General features: G+C 64.9%; 16 protein-coding genes. 5 read left to right on the top strand and 11 right to left on the bottom strand.

Translation table 11 applies throughout. The annotated features are described in order from the left end of the window. The first annotated feature begins 17 nt into the window (after window positions 1-17). Window positions 18-710, top strand: a complete 693-nt coding sequence (arsH, locus tag J7355_RS04485; RefSeq protein WP_209060311.1) for an arsenical resistance protein ArsH — start codon at window positions 18-20, stop codon at window positions 708-710. Here arsH and J7355_RS04480 read toward each other — a convergent pair. After that, the gene (locus J7355_RS04480) at window positions 707-1,033 is read right to left on the bottom strand and encodes a hypothetical protein (protein ID WP_209060309.1); all 327 of its coding nucleotides are present in this window, start codon (window positions 1,031-1,033) and stop codon (window positions 707-709) included. The two genes, arsH and J7355_RS04480, sit on opposite strands and share 4 nt — an antisense overlap. A 15-nt stretch (window positions 1,034-1,048) precedes the next feature. Continuing rightward, window positions 1,049-1,453 carry a fluoride efflux transporter CrcB gene (gene crcB, locus J7355_RS04475; protein ID WP_247739777.1) on the bottom strand — a complete coding sequence of 135 codons (405 nt, stop codon included), beginning with the start codon at window positions 1,451-1,453 and terminating at the stop codon, window positions 1,049-1,051. Window positions 1,454-1,619: 166 nt separating this feature from the next. Here crcB and J7355_RS04470 point away from each other — a divergent pair, with 166 nt between their 5' ends. Further along, complete coding sequence (locus tag J7355_RS04470) at window positions 1,620-2,027, top strand: hypothetical protein (RefSeq protein WP_209060307.1); 408 nt, start codon at window positions 1,620-1,622, stop codon at window positions 2,025-2,027. Between the two features lie 91 nt (window positions 2,028-2,118). On the opposite strand, the gene cyoD is transcribed toward J7355_RS04470, so the two are convergent. The 5 genes from cyoD to J7355_RS04445 all read right to left on the bottom strand — a co-directional run bounded on the left by cyoD (window position 2,119) and on the right by J7355_RS04445 (window position 7,568). After that, window positions 2,119-2,454 (bottom strand): cytochrome o ubiquinol oxidase subunit IV, encoded by a 336-nt coding sequence (gene cyoD / locus J7355_RS04465; RefSeq protein ID WP_209060305.1) that lies wholly within the window; start codon window positions 2,452-2,454, stop codon window positions 2,119-2,121. Further along, window positions 2,451-3,071: a cytochrome o ubiquinol oxidase subunit III gene (gene cyoC / locus J7355_RS04460; protein WP_209060303.1), complete on the bottom strand. Its 621-nt coding sequence runs from the start codon at window positions 3,069-3,071 to the stop codon at window positions 2,451-2,453. Before cyoC ends, cyoD begins: the two co-directional genes overlap by 4 nt. Window positions 3,072-3,115: 44 nt before the next feature. Next, window positions 3,116-5,194, bottom strand: coding sequence for a cbb3-type cytochrome c oxidase subunit I (locus J7355_RS04455; protein ID WP_209060301.1), 2,079 nt, complete (start codon window positions 5,192-5,194; stop codon window positions 3,116-3,118). A gap of 24 nt (window positions 5,195-5,218) precedes the next feature. Beyond that, on the bottom strand, window positions 5,219-6,160 hold the full coding sequence (gene cyoA / locus J7355_RS04450) for a ubiquinol oxidase subunit II (RefSeq protein ID WP_209060299.1): 942 nt from the start codon (window positions 6,158-6,160) through the stop codon (window positions 5,219-5,221). Between the two features lie 352 nt (window positions 6,161-6,512). Continuing rightward, on the bottom strand, window positions 6,513-7,568 hold the full coding sequence (locus J7355_RS04445; protein ID WP_209060297.1) for a YeiH family protein: 1,056 nt from the start codon (window positions 7,566-7,568) through the stop codon (window positions 6,513-6,515). Between the two features lie 103 nt (window positions 7,569-7,671). Here J7355_RS04445 and J7355_RS04440 point away from each other — a divergent pair, with 103 nt between their 5' ends. The 3 genes from J7355_RS04440 to J7355_RS04430 all read left to right on the top strand — a co-directional run bounded on the left by J7355_RS04440 (window position 7,672) and on the right by J7355_RS04430 (window position 10,165). Then, a complete protein-coding gene (locus tag J7355_RS04440) occupies window positions 7,672-8,574 on the top strand; it encodes a LysR substrate-binding domain-containing protein (protein WP_209060295.1) in 903 nt (300 codons plus the stop codon). Between the two features lie 91 nt (window positions 8,575-8,665). Then, window positions 8,666-9,253 (top strand): PRC-barrel domain-containing protein, encoded by a 588-nt coding sequence (locus J7355_RS04435; protein ID WP_209060292.1) that lies wholly within the window; start codon window positions 8,666-8,668, stop codon window positions 9,251-9,253. A gap of 186 nt (window positions 9,254-9,439) precedes the next feature. Further along, window positions 9,440-10,165, top strand: coding sequence for a thioredoxin domain-containing protein (locus J7355_RS04430; protein WP_209060291.1), 726 nt, complete (start codon window positions 9,440-9,442; stop codon window positions 10,163-10,165). Between the two features lie 296 nt (window positions 10,166-10,461). Here the strand turns inward: J7355_RS04430 and J7355_RS04425 are convergent, their stop codons facing one another. From J7355_RS04425 to J7355_RS04410, 4 genes are all read right to left on the bottom strand, one after another. After that, window positions 10,462-11,949 carry a GTPase/DUF3482 domain-containing protein gene (locus tag J7355_RS04425; RefSeq protein WP_209060290.1) on the bottom strand — a complete coding sequence of 496 codons (1,488 nt, stop codon included), beginning with the start codon at window positions 11,947-11,949 and terminating at the stop codon, window positions 10,462-10,464. 7 nt (window positions 11,950-11,956) lie between these two features. Continuing rightward, entirely contained in the window at window positions 11,957-13,402 is a 1,446-nt protein-coding gene (locus tag J7355_RS04420; protein ID WP_209060289.1) for a DUF2868 domain-containing protein, read from the bottom strand. A gap of 423 nt (window positions 13,403-13,825) precedes the next feature. Continuing rightward, on the bottom strand, window positions 13,826-14,833 hold the full coding sequence (gene cydB / locus J7355_RS04415; protein ID WP_280637566.1) for a cytochrome d ubiquinol oxidase subunit II: 1,008 nt from the start codon (window positions 14,831-14,833) through the stop codon (window positions 13,826-13,828). After that, the gene (locus J7355_RS04410) at window positions 14,830-16,224 is read right to left on the bottom strand and encodes a cytochrome ubiquinol oxidase subunit I (protein WP_209060288.1); all 1,395 of its coding nucleotides are present in this window, start codon (window positions 16,222-16,224) and stop codon (window positions 14,830-14,832) included. Before J7355_RS04410 ends, cydB begins: the two co-directional genes overlap by 4 nt. Between the last annotated feature and the right edge of the window lie 261 nt (window positions 16,225-16,485).

The following is a 16,485-nucleotide window of genomic DNA, read 5'->3' as shown; positions in this document are numbered from 1 at the left end:
TCAAAATGAGCCCTGCCATGCACGATCTGCCGAATCTCGACCCCGATGCACTAACACTGCGCGACGACAGCGACGACGGCCATCCGCCGCGCATCCTGCTGCTCTACGGCTCGTTGCGCGAACGCTCCTACAGCCGGCTGCTGACCGAAGAGGCCGCGCGCCTGCTGCGGGCCTTCGGCGCCGAAACCCGTATCTTCGATCCGCACGGGCTGCCGCTACCCGATGAAACGGATGCCGACCATCCCAAGGTCGCCGAACTGCGCGAGCTGGCGTTCTGGTCGGAAGGCCAGGTCTGGTGCAGCCCGGAACGCCACGGCAACATCACCGGCGTGTTCAAGAGCCAGATCGACTGGCTGCCGCTGTCGATCGGCGGCATGCGCCCGACCCAGGGCCGCACCCTGGCGGTGATGCAGGTCTGTGGCGGCTCGCAGTCGTTCAACGTGGTGAACTCGCTGCGCGTACTCGGGCGCTGGATGCGCATGTTCACGATCCCCAACCAGTCGTCGGTGCCCAAGGCCTTCAACGAATTCGACGAGGCCGGGCGCATGAAGGCCTCGCCCTACTACGACCGCGTGGTGGACGTGATGGAGGAACTGGTGAAGTTCACCTACCTGCTCCGTGGCCAGAGCGACTATCTCACCGAGCGCTACTCCGAGCGCCGCGAAAGCCCCGAGGCGCTGTCGAAGCGCGTCAACCAGGCTTCGATCTAGGCCTGGCCGTCATCGCCGAAGCGCCAGTAGTCGATCGCGCGGCGCAGGCAGAACACCGGGATCTCGCGATCCTCGACCGCGCGGATGAGCTTGTCGGCGGCGCCGCCGTCGACGACGAACATCAGCTCTTCCGGCTCGTCGGCCTGCTCGAAGAAATGGGCGGAATGGGTGTGGCCGCTGCTGCCCGTGCCCTCGGCGTCGACACGCCGCGTACTGCGTTCGATGCCCTGGTCACGCGCGAGTGCGGCGATCAGATCCAGCACCGGCTCGCCGTCGAAACGGCGCGAGCGCGGCGCGATGAACAACACTTCAAATCCTTTCATGTGAAACTTTGACCTTCATCGGGCAGCCCCGACGAGTTGGCGTAACAACGCCACCGTACCCATACCCAGCCCCGTCATGGCCAGCGAACCGGCCACATGCACGGCGATTCCGGTGAATGCCCAGCCGAACCGGCCGCCCTGGATCTGGGTGAATATCTCGGCCGAAAAGGTCGAGAACGTGGTCAGCGCGCCGAGGAAGCCGGTGATGATCGCCAGTTTCCAGAACGGCGAGAGCTCCGGCAGCGCCGCGAACACCGCGATTGCGATGCCGACGAGCCAGGCCCCGAGCAGATTGGCCGCGAGCGTGCCGGGCGGCAACGCCGGAAACAGCGCATTCAACGCTAGCCCCAGAGCCCAGCGCAGGTTGGCACCACAGGCTGCGCCGAGCGCAATCGCGAGAATGGAAACGGGTATCGACATCCGTTCAACAAAGCATGGGCCGTATGCACAGGTTACAAGCACGCCGCATGCCGTGTGCATCGGCCTGGCCCCGCCGCCTGTTAACTCTCGATTCAGCCGCAGGCGCAGAGGGTGCGTAGCCAAGGGCAGCGATTGCCCTGTGTACTTCAACGATCGAGGAGATCTCATGTACAAGCAGCTTGCGATTGCAACCGCCACCGCACTGGCCCTGACCAGCGGCGCCGCGCTGGCCGATACGGCCGTGGGCACCGATACCGCGACCGGCGCAGAGGCCGGCGTGAACACGGGCGTCGGTGTCGGCGCGGACGTGGACACCCAGGCCGATACCTCGACCACCAGCGAAACCGGCATGGATCACGCCGAGGGCCACGCCGAGAGCGACAGCTCGGTTGGCGCCGGCGCAGATGCGGACGTCGATACCTCGGCAGACGTCGACTCCAATGCCCAGGGCGGCATGGACCACGACGCCGAGTCGGACATGGAAAGCGAAAGCAGCATGTCGTCGGACAACGCGGCGGACGTTGACGCCAATGCCCAGGGCAACGCCAACGGCAAGGTCGGCGCCGACGAATAGATCGTCGGCCTGTCGGCCAACAAAAAACCCCGCGCCGATCGGCGCGGGGTTTTTTTATGCGTGCAGGGCCTGTTCGGGTGCGGCCCTGCGGTCAGTAGCCGATCATCATGTGTCGCGCGTACAGGCTGTAAAACAGCCACAGCGTACCGCCGACCATGACGAACATCGTGAACACCGAAAACAGCACGGAAATCGTATTCCAGCGCTGCTCCTGCGACATGTCCAGATGCAGGAAGAATCGCAGATGCACACCCAGCTGCAGCACCGCCGTGATCGCGATCACCAGAAGGATCGCGCCCTGCGACATGAGGTCGTAGTAAACCGCGCCGAACGGAATCAGCGTCAGCACCAGCGCGGCCAGGTACCCCATGACATAGCCGCGCGCGGTCGGCGCGTGACCGGGGGTGGCGTCGTCGGAATGGCTCATGAGCTGCCTCCTGCAAGGATTCCGGGCAGATAGACGGTCGAGAACACGCAGATCCACACGAGATCGAGGAAATGCCAGAACAGGCTCAGCCGCGCCAGCCGCGATGCGATCGGCGGCGTGAGCCCCTTGATGGCGAGTTGCGCAACCATGGTCGCGATCCAGATCAGGCCGAAGAACACATGCGCCCCGTGGGTGCCCACGAGCCCGAAATAGGCGGACAGAAAACCGCTGCGCGTGAACGACGCCCCCTCGTGGATGATATGCACGAACTCGCTGACTTCATGCCAGAGGAAGTAGATACCCAGCACGGCGGTGGCCAGCAGCCAGCCGATGATGTGGTTTTTGCGGCCCTGATGCAGGCTCACCATCGCGAGCCCGAACGTGAGGCTGGACGCCAGCAGCGCCATGGTTTCCAGGAATACGCCGTGCAGCGAGAAGATATCCGCGGGCGTCGGCCCGCCGGCAAATCGCTGCGACAGATTGACGTACGCCAGAAACAGCATCGAGAACAGGACCACGTCGCTCATCAGATAGGCCCAGAAACCGAAGTTGACTTCGGTATCCGCCCGAGCCGCAGCGCGAACGCGGTTTAGATCGTACGAAGGGCTTGACGCCATGAACTATGCCTCTCGAATACGTGTCGGTAAGCGTCGCGCAGCCATCAGCTCGGTGCGCCGGACGTGGCCCGGGTCGTCGGCTCGACGAACGCGCCGGCCGGCGTCCGCTCGTCGCCGAACTCCTGGATACCGTCGATGTGGGTGAACACATCCGCCTGCTTCAGCCGTGCGTGGAACGCGTCCTCGTCGGCCTGAACCTCCGACGCCGGAATCACGAACTCGGTTTCGTCGTTGAAGCTGCGCGCGATCACCGCGGCCACGGTGCCCAGAACGCACAGGCCGGCCAGCCACCAGATGTGCCAGACATAGGCAAAGCCGAAGAAGAACGACAGCGCGGCGACCACGATGGGCAACGGCGTGGACTTGGGCATGTGAATGTCCTCGTACTTCGCCGGCCGCTCGTAGGCCCGATTATTGACCTTCATCTCCATGAAGGCGTCGCGATCGCGCACTTCCGGGACCACCGCGAAGTTGTACTCCGGCGGCGGCGACGGGATCGCCCACTCCAGGGTACGACCGCCCCACGGGTCACCCGTCAGGTCGGCGTTCTTCTCGCGGTCGCGCCAGCTCACGTAGATCTGCATGAACATGGCGAAGATGCCGTAGGCCACGATGATCGCGCCAATCGCCGCGATTACCAGCCAGAACTGCCAGGTGGGGTTGTCGTAGGTCACCATGCGCCGCGGCATGCCCATGATGCCGAGCATGTACAGCGGCACGAAGGCCACGTAGAAGCCCACGAGCCAGCCCCAGAAGGAATGCCGGCCCCACTTCTCGTCCAGCCGGAAGCCGAACACCTTCGGCCACCAGTAGTAGAAGCCGGCCAGCAGGCCGAACATCGTTCCCGGAATCAGCACGTTATGAAAATGCGCCACCAGGAACAGGCTGTTGTGCATCTTGTAGTCGGCGCCCGGAATCGCGAGCAGCACGCCGGACATGCCGCCCATCACGAAGGTGATGAGAAAGCCCAGCGTCCACAGCATGGGCAGCTTGTACTCGATGCGCCCGCGGAACATGGTCCAGATCCAGTCGTAGATCTTCACGCCGGTGGGAATGGCGATGACCATCGTCGCGATACCGAAGATCGAGTTGCGCAGCGGATCCTGACCCATCGTGTAGAAGTGATGCACCCACACGCCGAACGACAGGAACGCGATCGCCATGGTCGCCCACACCATCGAGGTATAGCCGAACAGACGCTTGTTGCAATAGGTCGTCACCACTTCGGAGAAGATGCCAAAGGCCGGCAGCACGAGGATATACACCTCGGGATGGCCCCAGAGCCAGAACATGTTGATGTACATCATCTGGTCGCCGCCCATGATGCTCGTGAAGAAGTGCGTTCCCACAGAGCGATCGAGCGCGAGCAGCGCCAAGGCGACGGTCAGGGCCGGAAACGACACCACGATGAGGATGCTCGTGCACAGCACCGTCCAGGTGAACATCGGCATGCGCATGAGCGTCATGCCCGGGGCGCGCTTCTTGAGGATGGTGGTCACGAAATTCACGCCGGTCAGCGTGGTACTGATACCCGATATCTGTAACGCCCAGATCCAGTAGTCCACACCCGGACCGGGGCTGTGCTCGAGCCCGGAAAACGGCGTGTACCCGGACCAGCCGGCCTCGGAGAAGCTGCCGATCAGCAGCGAGATCATCACCAACGCGCCGGCGGCCGCCGTCAGCCACACGCTGACCGCGTTGAGCAACGGAAACGACACGTCGCGCGCGCCGATCTGCAGCGGGATGGCGATATTCATCAGGCCCACCAGAAACGGCATGGCCATGAAGAAGATCATCATGGTGCCGTGGCCGGTGAACAGCTCGGCAAAATGGGCCGCGCTCAGATAGCCCTCGCCGCCGGCGCCGACCGTGGCCTGCTGGCCACGCACCATCGCCGCATCGATGAAACCGCGCAGCAGAAAGATCAGCGCGATCACGATATAGACCACCCCGATCTTCTTGTGGTCCACGGTGGTGAACCATTCGCGGTAGAGATAGCCCCACTTGCGGAAATAGGTGAGCAGGGCCACCACCAGCACACCGGCGCCAACCATGATCACGTTCGCGAAAACGATGATCGGGTCGTAGTGGTAGAGGGCGTCTAGGGTCAGTTTTCCAAACATGCTGTGCTCCCGGAGCGCTGCGCGCTAGTGGGCATGCCCGTGCTGGGCCACGTCGTCCGCTGTCAGATCGCTGGGTACGGCGTCGGGCGGCACCTTGCCGTCACCGACCTGGAAGCGGTGCATCACATAACCGAACAGGCCGTCGGGTACCGAGGAATAATAGATGGGGTCGACCTTCTTGCTCGGCTCGACCAGCGCGCGATAGGCGTCGAGGTCCAGCGCGCGTCCGGATCCACGCACCTTGGCCAGCCAGGCGTCGAAATCCTGCTGGGACAGCGACAGTGCCTGGAAGCGCATGTTGGCGAAGCCATCACCGCTGTACTGGTAGTTCTTGCCGAAGAATTCGCCGCGCTCGGACGCCATGAGATGCAGGCGCGTGCGCATGCCCGACATCGCCATGATCTGGCTGCCCAGGCGCGGAATCATGAACGCGTTCATCACGCTCGCCGAGGTCAGATCGATCTGCAGTGGCGTATCCACCGGCATGGCCAGTTCGCTGACCACCGCCACGTCGTAATCGGGATAGATGAACAGCCATTTCCAGTCCATGGCGATCGCCTGGACGCGGATCGGCTCGTTCTCGGATTCGATCGGCTTGTAGGGGTCGAGATCGTAGGTGGAGACCACGGTCATCAGCGCCAGAATGATGATGATGGCCACCGGGCCGCCCCACAGAAACACCTCGAGCAGGGTCGAATGGTGCCAGTTCGGCGTGTAGGTGTTCTTCTGATTGGCCGCGCGATAATGCCAGGCGAACCACAGCGTGAACCCGACCACCGGCACCAGCACGAACAGCATCACCGTGAAGGTGAACAGCATCACGTTGCGCTGATAGGCCGCGATCGGCCCGGCGGTGAAGAAGGTCACCAGCTCGTTGAGATAGAAAGTGTCGATGAACCACTGAGCGCTGCAGGCAGACAACAGCAGCGGCAGCACGACAATCAGCGGCACGCGAAGGCGGCGCATCGTGTTTCCAGGCGTTTCGATAGACATCAGATGGCGTTCCAACGGGTGACCGCACCCGACAAGGCTAACCGCTTGGCCTACCTACGTCGTTCGCGGCGGATTCGTTGCGACATAGCCACGAAAGGCCCGCACACAAGCGGCGACCGAGGGCTATTGTGCAATGCAGCTAAGCTTAAACCTTAACGCGAAATTACGACAGGGCGCGATCTAACAATCGCCCCGTCGGTCGCGATAGTCACACCGCATCGAAACCCGGCGCACATCGTCGACCGACAAAGCGTTTCAAGGTTCAAGCCCCGGCGCAAATCAGGGCACCTGGCACCCGACACGCGCTACCGCATCGCTCAGCCGATCAGCCGATCAGCAGCGCGCCACCGAGCGTGAGCACGCTGATCCACAGCGCCACCGCGAGCCCCAGCACCAGCGGGCGCCAGCCAAGGCGCACCACCGACACGAGCCGTGTCTGCAACCCCATCGCCACCATCGCCGCGGCCAGCAGGCCGGAATCCAGGCCGACCAGCGCATCGTGCACGCCGGGCGGCATGGCCACGAACGAATTTACGACCACCATAAGCACGAACAGCAGCACGAACAGCGGAAACGGCGCGCGCCGCCCCGCGTCGTCTCCCGAGCCGGCACGCCGACGCCACCACAGCGCCAGCACTGCACAAACGGGCACCAGCATGGCCACGCGAGAGAGCTTGTAGAGACTGGCCTGAACACCCGCGGCGTCGTCGAAGGCGAAGCCGGCCGCGACCGCCTGCGCCACTTCGTGGATCGAACTGCCGGCCCAGATCGAATAGGCCGGCGTGGACAGCCCCAGCGCGTGGGCGATCGCCGGGTAACCGAACATGGCCACGGAGCCGAAAACAGTCACCATCGCGATGGCACAGGCCACGTCCTGTTCGCGCGCCTTGATCACGCCATCGACCGCGACTACCGCGGATGCCCCACAGATACCGGTGCCGCAGCCAACCAGCACGCTCAGCGTGTCCGGCAGCGCGAGCAGCCGACCGCAGACCACGGACAGGATGATGGTGCTCGCCACCGCCAGCGCGACCAGGGCCAGACCGGCAAAACCGACCGACACCATGTCCTGAAGCAACAGCCGAAAACCGAGCAGCACGATCCCAGCCCGAAGCAGATAGTGAAGCGTCCAGCGAATACCCGGCTCGACCCGCGCAGGCAACGGCACGCACAGGCGCAACAGCACCCCGAGCAGGATGCCGACGGTCAGTGCACTCAAGGGCACCACTTCATTCAGCACCGGCCATGCCGCCACCGCGTAAGACAGCGCCGCCAGCACGACACACAGTGCAAGGCCGGGCACGACCCGCCCCCACTGCTGCCGGCCGGGCGCGTCGGCCGGCATCGTTGCGGTGGTCGAAATCGCGCGGACATTCAGCATGTCGCTCTCCGAAAAAACCGATGCCGAAAGCCTCCGCCGCCGCACTGTCATTTAAAATCGATTTATATCAATATAACAATTCGGTTTTTTTGAACTGAATGCTGTGCCACCCGTCCGATTCACGCTGCGCCAACTCGAGATTTTTTCGACCGTGGTGCGCACGGGGCAGGTCAAGCGCGCAGCGCAGACGTTGCACCTGAGCCAGGCCGCCGTCAGCCAGGCCCTGACCGAACTCGCCGATGCCTTCGGCCTGTCCCTGTTCGAGCGCCGCGGCCGCGAGATCGTGCCGACCGCGAGCGCCCGGCAACTGCTGGCCCATGCCACCGAGCCGATGGCGGCTCTGGCGCGGCTGCCGGACGAACTCGCACCGAACGCGGGTTCCTTGCGGGCACTGAGCGGCTCGATCCGGCTTGCCGCCTCCAGCACCATCGCGCGCTATGTTTTGCCCGCCGGACTGGCGCGGCTGCGACGCGACCACCCCGCCCTCGAGATCACCGTTCTGTCGGGCAACAGCGCGCAGGTCGAGCGCCAGGTCGCCGACCTGCAGGCCGATGTCGGCTTCATTGAAGGGCCCGCACAGCGGGAGGACCTCGCAGTGCATGCCTGGCGCACCGACACCCTCCAGATCATCGCGCCGCCGGACTACGCCGTTGAAAGCATCAGGGTCGACAAGCTGGGCGCGCACGCCTGGGTGGCCCGCGAGCAGGGCTCGGGCACGCGCGCCGTGTTCGAGCAGAGCCTCGCGCTGGCCGGTTATCCGACACCGCACGCGGCGCTCGTGATCGACGACAGCGGCGCGATCGTGCGCGCGGTGGCCCAGGGCGCCGGCCTGGCCTGCGTAAGCCGGCACGCCGCGTACCAGGCGAGTGCCGCCAACCCTGTCGAGTTCGTCGAACTGCCGTCGCTGTCCCTGACTCGCCCGCTGTGGCGGCTGCGCCGCGACACCGCGGCCAACACACCGGTGATCGACCGTTTCTGCACCGCCCTCGACGCAGCACTGGCCTGAAACGGTTATCCGACAATCGCTCTTTTAAGCTTTCATTCAGCCTCGGGGCCTACCATCGGCGCCAAGTTTCTGAGAAAGAAAGGATCAAACCATGGCGATTCGGAAGACAAGCGCTATCGCACTGACCGGCATCACCCTTGCGGCGACCAGCAGCTTCGCGCTCGCCCAGCAGCAGCCGGACGGCCTCTACTCGGCCGACCAGCTGCTCGATGCCGAGGTCTACATGCAGGGCTCCGACAAGAGCGTCGGCGAAATCGACGACGTGATTCTCGACAACAACATGAGCATCAAGTCGTTCGTGGTCGAAACCGAGAACGACTTCGGCCTCGACGGCCAGTCCTACGTGGTGCAGCCCAACCAGCTCAGCGTCGAAACCCTGCAGGGCGACAAGGCCACCGAGCCGGAATACCGCATCACGCTCAACGCGGAAGGCCAGGAGCTCGGCGGCTACCCGGTCTACAACGACACTTGGTGGAACACCGCCCAGACGCAGGCGTCCGACGCCTGGGAGCAGACCAAGGAATCGGCCAGCAACGCCTGGACGCGGATCAAGGAAGGCACCAGCGATCTGATCGACAGCACGCGTGATGCCACCAGCGATGCCGCGGACGACACCGGCGATGCTGCCGAGAACGCGGCCGACGAAACCGAAGACGCCGCAGACGACGCGACCAACTGATCGCCGAGCGGCGACGAGTGATACCGAGGGGCCTGCGGGCCCCTCTTTTTTTGCACGCTACAACCGGCGAGTCGCGCGACGCGCACACATCGGCGCCCGCTGGTAAAACACTGACCCGCAGGCCCGGCGCGCGGTATGATCGCGCCCTGCTTCGAAAAATTCCCTGCCGGCCCAAGGAGTCGCTGCATGAGCCCACAGAATAACGGCCGTTCCAGCCTGTTCGGCGCGCTGTTCGTCCCTGCCCTGATCCTGGGCGGCCTGATCATTCTCGCCATTCTCGTGATGACCTTCAGCGGCGGCGACAGCAGCCCCTCGCGCTCGGCCAGCGGCGACAACGTGCGCACACTCGATGCCAGCACGATGACGCGCTTCGAAAACGAGTTCGATGCGATCGGCGAATCCGTGGGCAGCGCCGATGCACCCATCACGATCCGCGAGTTCGCCGACTACCAGTGTCCGGCCTGCGGCGCGTTCGCGCCCACCGCCAAGCGCATCCGCGAGGAACTGGTCGAATCCGGCGACGCGCGCTTCGTGTTCTTCGACTTTCCCCTGCCCATGCATGCCCACGCGCAGCAGGCCGCCGTCGCCGCGCGCTGCGCCGCGCGCCAGGACAAGTTCTGGACGTATCACGACCGTCTGTTCGACACCCAGCGCGACTGGGCCCAGTCGGATGACCCGACCTCGATGTTCCTCGACATGGCCGTGGAAACCGGTGTGAATGCCGATCGTCTCGAACAGTGCGTGACCCAGGGCGGACCGGACGACGTGATCGCCCGCAACCAGGAGGCCGGCAAGGCCATCAGCCTGCGCGCCACGCCCACCGTCATCGTTGGCAACCAGATGTTTTCCGGCGTCGTCGGTTATGACCGTATTCAACAGGCGATCGACGAACAGACGGACGGCGGCGAATAAAACGCTGACTAACCCGATCGAGCGCGGCCAGGGCCTGTTGCCGTTTCATACGAGCGCCGCGTTGGAGACCGCAAATCGTGTTCTGCAAGGCGCGAGTCGCCGGTCGTGGCGCGCCACGATCAAGACTTGCAACGCCGCAGGGCACGATTTGCGGCCCAACCCTGCGGGACAAGCGCTGTTTTTCGGCAATCCATTGTTATAGCCCGCTTGCGCAGAATGACTGCGCGGCGCGCACTACGCCTCGTTTTGCCGAAAAACAGCGCTTGGCGCGGACTCGGATGAAACGGCAGCAGGCCCTATAGATCGCGCTCGATCGCTTCCAGCGTTTCTACCAGCGCCGCCCAGCCGGCGCTGCTGCGTTCTTCGTCGTCGCGATCGCGCGCCACGCCCCGAAACCAGCGCGCCAGCGCTTTCTGGCGATCGCCCGGCAGTCGTCGTGCGATGCTTTCCGTAGCCACTTCGCCGGCCAGAGCGCCGTCGCCGCGCCGTGCATGCGCACGCGACAGGATCTGGCGATAGCGAATCAGCACCGAGTCCAGCAGCACCCAGGCGAAGTTGGCATTGCGCGGCGGCCCGAGCGTGACCCGGCGCCCGCCGAGGGGGCCGAGCCGGGCCATATCGAGCTTCAAGGTCGGTATCACATCGCCCTTGAAGAAGGCCAGCGCACCGCCGCTTAGCCCGCCAATCAATGCGCCGATGCCGAGAGAATGGCCGAGCGTGGCGGCATCCAGGCCGATACCCGCGCCCGCACCGACGGCGGCGCCGACCCAGGTCAGCTGCTGACGTGTAAGCCCGAGCCGGCGCCAAGTTTCGTCGCTGGCGAGATCCAGATCTTCGCCAAAGCCCGCCATCGCCTGCGCCTGGACAGCGGTGTGGCGATAGATGCCGAGCAACGCATCGGCAGTTTCACGCTCCATCGCGCTGATGCGCTCGAAATAGCGCCGGCTGGCCTGCTGCACCGCTTCGCGGCGGGCACTGGCGGGCGCCGGCCCGTCTTCGGCGTAGTGGGCGTGCTCGCGCAGGCGCAGCGCGGCACGAAGGAACGACTGGATATGTTCGGCGGCCTGTTCGCGGCGCTGTTGCCATTCCGCGTCGAGCAGCGCCATCGTCGCGTCCAGATGGTCGCGATCCCGCTCGTCGATCTGATTGAGCGCGGCCAGCAGATCGCGCCGCGCGGCAAAGCGTGCCCGGTGCGCATCGAAGGCGCGCACTAGGTTGAACGCCTTGCCGAGATGTTCGCGCCAGGCAGGCTCGTGAGCCGGCTTGCCCGTGCCGCGCTGGTTCAGCAGCGCCAGCCGCGCCCGGCCCGTGAAGCGCAGGATCTCGATCTCGGCCAGAAAGCTGTCGTAGACCGGCACGCCCGGATCGACCACGTAAAGAATGCCTGCCCCTTCCAGCAGCGGTTCGAGCAGCCGGCATTCGTCTTCGAACATCTTCGCCTTGCGCGACTGGGCAACGAAGGCCCGCAGCGTGTCCAGCCCCGGCGTGCCGTGGCCATCGCCGTGCAGGATACGGATCGCGCGCAGCGCTTCGATCGGCTGCTGAAAACCCGGCGTATCGATGAAGCGCAGTCGTTCGTCGCCGTCGAGCACGAGCGACAGACGCTGACACCGCGTCGTTTCGCCGGGCTCGGGCGAAATGCGAATGATGCGGTCGTCGTCCTCCTCGAGCAGGGTCGCCAACACCGCGGACTTGCCCATATTCACCTTCCCGACCACCGCAAAACACGGCACGGCGTCGGTGACCCAGGCACCCGGGGAGGCCGCGTCGTTGGTGGGACGCATCGCCATCTCAGATATCCGGCGCGTAGCCGACGATCTCGGTCGCCGGATCGCGCAGGCCGTCGATGAACCGGGTCCAGCGGCGCAGATGCGCGGCATCCGGCGCCGTCGGCAAGCCGTCGTCACGGGCGAACACCAGCCAGGTGATCGGCGTCACGTTGCCCGCTGCCGCACGCACGCGCGCCTGCAGTGCGCCGGCCTGACGTGGCGACAATCCCCAGTCCTCAACCAGGAGCACGACATGCGCGGGCGACGCCGCCAAAGCGGCATCGGCGGCCTGTTCGGCACTGTCGTCGAGCACGCCGATACGCGCCTCGGCCGCAGGATTGACCCGCAGCGCACGCAGCAGGAAACCCCGGATATCGCCAGCATGAACCCCGCTGCCACCGACATCCAGTATCAGCGCGCTATCGGTGACCGGCGCGGCCACCGCGCCGCGCTCGACGTGCGCCAGTCGCCGCCAGAGATCGCGATGCCGCGGCGCCTGGAAATCCAGCCGTGCCAGCGCCCGCCGCTCGGCAAGCGCATACCCGCCCATCAGCAGCAGGCGCGGCAACACGCCCCACACCAGCAACGACATCAGCAGAAACCGCCACCACGCCGCAGTGCTGGCCGGCGTGGTCGCCACCCGGCGTTCGCCGTCGATATAGCGCGCGCGGCTGGCCTCGATCTGGCTTGCGTCGGGAACGGCTGCCGGCCAGACCGTGCGCCAGGGCGTGGCGATCAGCGCGACCGACGATTGCACCAGCGACCCGGTCTGTGGCGTGGCCTCCCAATAGAAGCGCACGTCGAAGATCAGCAGCGAGCCGACAAAGGCCAGCAGGAGACCGAGATTGAAACCCAGCGCGCCCCATTGCAGTGTGGCGCCCAGGGCGGCCTGCAGGGCGCGTCGCGGCTGGCGGCTGTCTGCCAACCGGTTCTGCCAGCCATCCGACCGGGTAACGCCGTCGGGCGAATGCCCACTACCGGCGCCGCGCAACCGACGACCCAGGCGCTCGACGGCGTTAACCACCGGCAGCAACGTCTTCGTGCGTGCTCCACCGATCGCCCGCAGACCGAGCCAGAACAGAAACACGCCCCAGGGCAACAGCAGCGTGAGCGCGAAGAACACCACCACATGCACGCTCTGGGACGGCCCGGCACACAGCCCCGCGACCAGCGCCATGCCTGCAAGCGCCATCGCGGCGAACAGGCCCAGACGCAGCAGCGCCAGCCCCTGCGTCCAGACGCGCCCCGTATCCAACCCCGCGTGGGCACGACGATGCGCAAGCCAGGCACGCAGGCCGGCCCGCCGGCGCGACGATTCGTCGCCGCGCGCCAGCCCGGGACGGATATCGCGAGCGAACACGAGCCGATCGCCGGCCAGCGTGTCGTCGTCCACGCGGGCCAGCATGGTCTCGAAATCGATCAGATCGGCCAGCGTCCAGCGCTGGCCCGCGCGGCGGGCAGAGTTCATGCGCCTATTAGAACATCGTGCCGCGGCTGCTGGATGCGATCACTTCCAGGTCTGGCTCGGCCTGCTGAACAACTCAGCGAATTCTGCGTGGTCAGGTTGCTTGCCAGATATCCGGATAAGACGTGCCTCACGCAAAGCCGCCAAGACGCAAATCAAGGACAACGCAGCGCCGGCCACATCGCTTTCCTTTTCTTCGCGCCTTTGCGCCTTCGCGTGAAACCGTTATGGGCTTGGTCTACCGACGAGGAAGTCGATCGATTGCCCTGCACCCGTTTGGCTGCCAGAGAACCTAGTGCTCGAGCACGAAGAAGATCACCTCGCGAAAGACAAAGGCGGCGCTGGCACAGACCAGCAGGCTGGCAACCCCGAGCCCCACGAACCACAGCAGACGGCGTCCGGTTTCCCGCATTACGTCCCCCGCAGCTAGTGATAGCCCATATCGCGGGCCACCTTGCCGCGAAAGATCCAGTACGACCAGGCGGTATAGAACAGGATGAAGGGCATGAGAAATGCCAGGCCGACGATCAGAAACGTCTGGGTCTCCGGCGGCGAGGCCGCGTTCCAGATGGTCAGATGCGGCGGGATGATATGCGGCCAGAAGCTCGCGGCCAGCCCGCCGTAGCCGACCACGAACATCGCCAGCGACAGCAGAAACGGCCAGTACTCATGGCGCTTGATCACGCTCCAGTACAGGAAATACGAGACCACGATCGCCGCGATCGGGAACGGCACCAGCAACAAGGCATGCGGAAAGCCGAACCAGCGCTCGGCATAGTTACCGTCCAGAAATGGCACATAGACGCTGACCAGCGCCATGAACACGATCACCGCCGTGAGCAGCATCCGGCTCCAGCCATAGGCACGCTGCTGTAGCAGTCCGGTGGTCTTCATCACCACCCAGGTGGCGCCGAGCAGCGCATAGCCGGCGATCAGTGCCGCGCCAGTGAGCATGGTGAACGGCGAGAACCAGTCGAAGGCGCCGCCGACGTACTGGGCGCCGTCGGCGTCGATACCCTGCACGATCGCGCCCAGGGTCACGCCCTGGAAGAAAGTCGCGATCACCGAGCCGAGAAAGAACGCCGTGTTCCAGCCGAACTTGCGCCGTGCCTTGAACCGGAACTCGAACGCCACGCCGCGAAAGATCAGCGCCATCAACATGCCGGTGAGCGGCAGATAGAGCGCCGGGAGCAGCACGGTATAGGCCGGGGGAAACGCGGCGAGCAATGCCACGCCGCCGAGCACCAGCCAGGTCTCGTTACCGTCCCAGATCGGCGCGACCGAGTTCATCATGATGTCGCGCTCGGCCTCGCCATAGGCCACGCCGGACAGGATGCCGATGCCCAGCACGAAGCCGTCCAGCAGCACGTACATGATCACGCCGAAGCCGATGATGCCGAACCAGATCAGCGGCAGGATCTCGACCATACTCATCGCTTCTCTCCCACCGGCTCGTTCGGATACGACAACGGCCGGGCCGGCGTCGCATAGGGATCGGGCACCGGATGTGCCGGCGCCTTTTCCGGCCCGGTACGCACCACGCGCACGATGTAGTAGAGCCCCGCGCCGAAGACGATGCCGTAGACGATTACGAAGGTGATCAGCGTCGCCGCCACACTGGGAGCCGCCACCGGCGACAGCGAGTCCGACGTGCGCAGCAGGCCATAGACGGTATAGGGCTGGCGGCCGATCTCGGTGGTGATCCACCCGGCCAGCACCGCGATGAAGCCCGAGGGAATCATCGCCACCAGATAGCGGTGATAGGCGCGCGCATCGAACAGCCGCCCGCGAAACGCCAGCCACAGCCCGAGCAGGCCGGCAATAAGCATGAGGATGCCCAGCCCCACCATGATGCGGAACGAGAAGAAAATCGGCGCGACCGGCGGGCGCTCACTTTCCGGGAAGTCCTTCAAGCCGACCAACTCGCCGTTCCATTCATGAGTCAGAATGAGACTGGCTAGGTTCGGCACCGCGATCTCGTAGTGGTTGGTTTCGTTGGCGGCATCCGGCCAGGCGAACAGCGCCAGCGCTGCGCCTTCTTCTGTGTCCCAATGGGCTTCCATGGCCGCGATCTTCGCCGGCTGGTATTCCAGCGTCTTCAGGCCGTGGAAATCACCGGCGACGATCTGCAGCGGCGTGACGATCGACACGAACGCCACCCCCATGACGAGCATCACGCGAGACGCTTCGTGCGCCGTGCCCTTCAACCGATACCAGGCCCCGACGCCGAGAATCACGAATGCGGTGGTCAGATAGGCCGCCAGCACCATATGCACCAGCCGGTACGGAAACGACGGGTTGAATACGATCTTCCACCAGTCCACCGGGTAGAAGATGCCGTCGCGCAGTTCGAAGCCGTCGGGCGTATGCATCCACGAATTCGCGGAAAGAATCCAGAACGCCGACAGCATGGTGCCGATCGCCACCATCGCGGTCGCAAAGAAATGCAGCCTGGGCCCGACCTTGTTCCAGCCGAACAGCATGATGCCGAGGAAGGTCGCCTCCAGGAAGAAGGCGGTGAGCACCTCGTAGGAGAACAGCGGGCCGAGCACCGGCGCCGTGGCTTCGGCGAACACCGACCAGTTGGTGCCGAACTGGAAGCTCATCACGATCCCGGAGACCACGCCCATGCCGAACGACACGGCGAAGATCTTCACCCAGAACTGGTAAAGCCGGCGAAAGACATCGCGCCCGGTGAACAGGTGCATGCCCTCACACATCGCCAGCCAGCTCGCCAGACCGATGGTGAAAGCCGGGAACAGGATATGAAACGACACCACGAACGCGAACTGTATTCGCGACAGGATTTCCGCATCTAGCACCATCGACGACTCCTGCAGCGCCCGCACCGGGCAATGAGCGGCAACGCCGACGAGCGTCGCGCGGCCGCGTCTTATACGAAAGTAGCATGTCTTTCGTTGCAGTCGGCAACACGTCGCGGCGCTCTCCGGAACCACGACAACCGGGCCGCATTCTGGCACCGGGAATCGGCGCGCGCGAACAAGACCGCTTACCGCCGACCCGGCTCGCAGCGCCCGCAGACGCGCCTCGGCTTGAGACTCTCGCGCGTAACCCCGATTATGATG

It is taken from the genome of Endozoicomonas sp. G2_2 (genome assembly GCF_017744135.1).
Lineage (GTDB): Bacteria > Pseudomonadota > Gammaproteobacteria > Nevskiales > Salinisphaeraceae > Salinisphaera.
The sequence above is the reverse complement of the archived record's forward strand: the minus strand, read 5'-3'. Positions and strand labels throughout refer to the sequence as shown.